Origin of the sequence: Paenibacillus sp. GCM10027626 (genome assembly GCF_042676285.1) — a bacterium.
Classification (GTDB): domain Bacteria; phylum Bacillota; class Bacilli; order Paenibacillales; family Paenibacillaceae; genus Paenibacillus_Z.
In genome coordinates, this window is sequence record NZ_JBHTHC010000059.1 from 1 (window position 1) to 1,444 (window position 1,444).

The 1,444-nt window shown below is 46.7% G+C and carries 1 protein-coding gene; it reads right to left on the minus strand.

Annotated features, from left to right (window positions below; genetic code table 11):
* Positions 1–161 precede the first annotated feature (161 nt).
* Entirely contained in the window at positions 162–1,313 is a 1,152-nt protein-coding gene (locus ACFQ0N_RS38175; protein WP_379335726.1) for an IS4 family transposase, read from the minus strand.
* Positions 1,314–1,444: the final 131 nt, after the last annotated feature.

A 1,444-nucleotide genomic window follows, 5' to 3' on the forward strand; every position in this document is an offset into this window, starting at 1 on the left:
ATCACTAGCGTTGCATAAAATCTCGGTATACACAAAAGTGAATATTCAGAAAATGGGTTTTTTCGGTGAAATCCAAAAGGTCGAACAGCCCTTAAAGGTAGTCCTTCCATTTGGTTAAATTATGTAATTATTCGCACATTTGGATGAAACAGACGTCTATTTCAAGATTGAGGCGGTTTTCGTCGCCTTCCCTTGGATGTACGACTTGGCTTTTTCTTGAGTTGTTTCATCCACCTGCCACTCGGTTGCCATAATAACTTGGTCAGCCAACGAGTCAATTGCAACAAGCTGTGTTCGACCTTCGTTTCCAGCTTAACCAGCGCGAGCAAGCAGAAAGCGATGAGCGAAATCCAGACCTGGTTACACACAGCTCGTTCGCTTGTACCGTAGAGATGCTTGATTTGCAAATGCTGCTTCATCCACTTGAAGAAGGTCTCGATCAACCAGCGGCTGCGGTACATCTCACTAATCTCATCACAAGTGAGGTCGAATCTGTTGGTCACCAGAAAGAGCAGATTGCCTTGCGAGTCTTCCGTTTGAATCATCCGCAGCGTGTGCTTCATTTTCTTCTGCTGCGAACCGATTCGGACGAGAACATCGGCGGCAACCTGGCTGTCTTCCGGGATGTCCAGCTCTTCCAAAGGCTCGATGTGCGTATTGCTCTTTAAGCGTGTAACGAAGAAAATGCCGTCCCGACAATAACGATCGAATGCTGCATAGTCGATATAGCCGCGATCAAAGACGTACGTCACGCCGGGTTCATGAACAAGTTCATTCATCTGGGTGCGATCATTTTTCTTGGCAACAGTCACCGTCGCTTTTTCCGGAATGACCTCGCCCTCCTCCACAAAGGCCAGGCGCATATGTACTTTAATGCCCGCTTTGGTTTTGCGGAACTCAGCCCACTTGTATTTCTGCAGGCACAGCGTGACTGTCGTCGAGTCGATAATCTTGATATTGCTGCGCCGAGCCAAGGCGCCCTGTCGCGACAGAACCAGCCGAGCCAATTGCTCGAATACAAGCTGCAGCAGTTCGGGATCAACCTGATTATGTTTACGGCTGAGCTGTGCGGCAGAGATCGATTCCAGACCGAGTTCTCGTTGCAAGTTCTCGCAGAGTAGGTCATCAGCAATGTGACGGAGTCCTTCTCGGCTATGCAATTGCGCATGGAGGAACAACTTGAGATAGGCAGTAGTTGTCAACTTTTTCGTATACTTGTCCTGATGGCATTCAGCCACTGCATTTGTGAACGTTTTTGTACAGATGGGTCCAACCCATTTACCAAATGAAGATAATAGAGTACGATTGTCCATGCGTATATCCTTTTCAATGGATTTATGGACAGGTCTACCTCTCCAATCTATTGTAAAGGATTTTTTCATGTCAAAATTCGGATATGACAGAAAGTTATGAAGATTCAGAGAACATTAATGCAACGCTAGTG

Bases quoted from the DNA above. Each gene is read 5' to 3' on its own strand.
- ACFQ0N_RS38175 (WP_379335726.1), bottom strand. From the start codon at position 1,313: ATGGACAATCGTACTCTATTATCTTCATTTGGTAAATGGGTTGGACCC.